Raw genomic sequence first — 1,205 nt, 5'->3', positions numbered from 1 at the left:
CAGGGCAAGATCATACTCTGACTTGCGTTAACTAGCGCATCTGTGATCAAATCTAGCTTTTTAGGCTAGCACAGATGTCATTTATTACCCATTTTGAGTCACTTGAAGATAAACGCTCTCATATCAATAAGAAGCATGACCTACTTGATGTGATTTTTCTCACCGTGGTGGCCATTCTTTCTGGTGCTGAAGGATGGAAAGACATTAAGCAATTTGGGGACAGCAAACTGGATTGGTTGCGTAAGTTCAGGGCCTTTAAAGAGGGTGTACCCGTCGACGATACTATTGCCCGTATTATCAGCTCGCTAGAGCCCAACGCCTTGCTAACGAGCTTCATTAGCTGGGTGAATGAAATCCGTGAAGACCAAGGGCAGCCCGTGATTGCGTTTGATGGTAAAACGCTTCGCCATTCATTCGATGGTGATAGGAAAACCGCCCTTCACAGCGTGTCGGCCTACGCGGTGGAACAAGGTTTAGTCCTCGCACAATGTAAATCGAAGGGTAAGAAAAATGAAGTGTCGACGGTACTGGAATTGATTGAATTACTGGAGTTAAAAGGCAGTATTGTCACTGCCGATGCCATGCATTGCCTGAAGAAGGTCGCTAAAGCCATTAATGCAAAAGGAGGCGACTATGTTCTGCAAGTCAAGAATAACCAAGGTAAACTTGCAACGGAAATAGCGGCTTACTTCCACAAGACACGGCGTGATACCCCACAAGATATCAAAACAAACAGTTTAACCTTAACCAATGATGGTCATGGACGCATCGAGGAGCGTACCTACGTTCAGCTACCCATTACGCCTTGGTTGACGCAAAGCCAAGGCTGGACGAATATTAAGTCGGTCATTGAAGTCACCCGAAAACGCTACCTTAAAGATAAGGAAACGAGTGAGACCGCTTATTACATCAGTTCCTTGGAGGTTAACTTACCTCAAATTGCAAAAGCCATTCGCAGCCATTGGTCGATAGAAAATGCATCACATTGGGTACTGGATATGACGTATCGAGAGGACGACTCCCGCATCAGACGCGGCGATGCGCCCGAAAATATGGCAACCTTCCGCCGCTTTGCAATGAATTTAGCACGCTTGAGTCCTATTAAAGACAGTATGAAAGGTAAGCTAAAGCAGGCGGCGTGGTCTGATGAAGTCAGAGAAAAACTCTTGTTTGCTTAAATTTCATTCAAGTATGATTTTGCCCTG

Annotated in this window: 1 protein-coding gene; it reads left to right on the top strand. The window is 45.5% G+C overall.

Features of this window, described 5'->3' with window-relative positions; all coding sequences use genetic code 11:
- The first annotated feature begins 74 nt into the window (after positions 1–74).
- The gene (locus ACX5KA_RS10115; protein WP_202941278.1) at positions 75–1,178 is read left to right on the top strand and encodes an ISAs1-like element ISAma3 family transposase; all 1,104 of its coding nucleotides are present in this window, start codon (positions 75–77) and stop codon (positions 1,176–1,178) included.
- The last annotated feature ends 27 nt before the right edge of the window (positions 1,179–1,205 follow it).

The organism is Alteromonas alvinellae (assembly GCF_902705805.1).
Note: the sequence above shows the minus strand (reverse complement) of the source record. Positions and strands in the feature narration are given on the sequence as shown.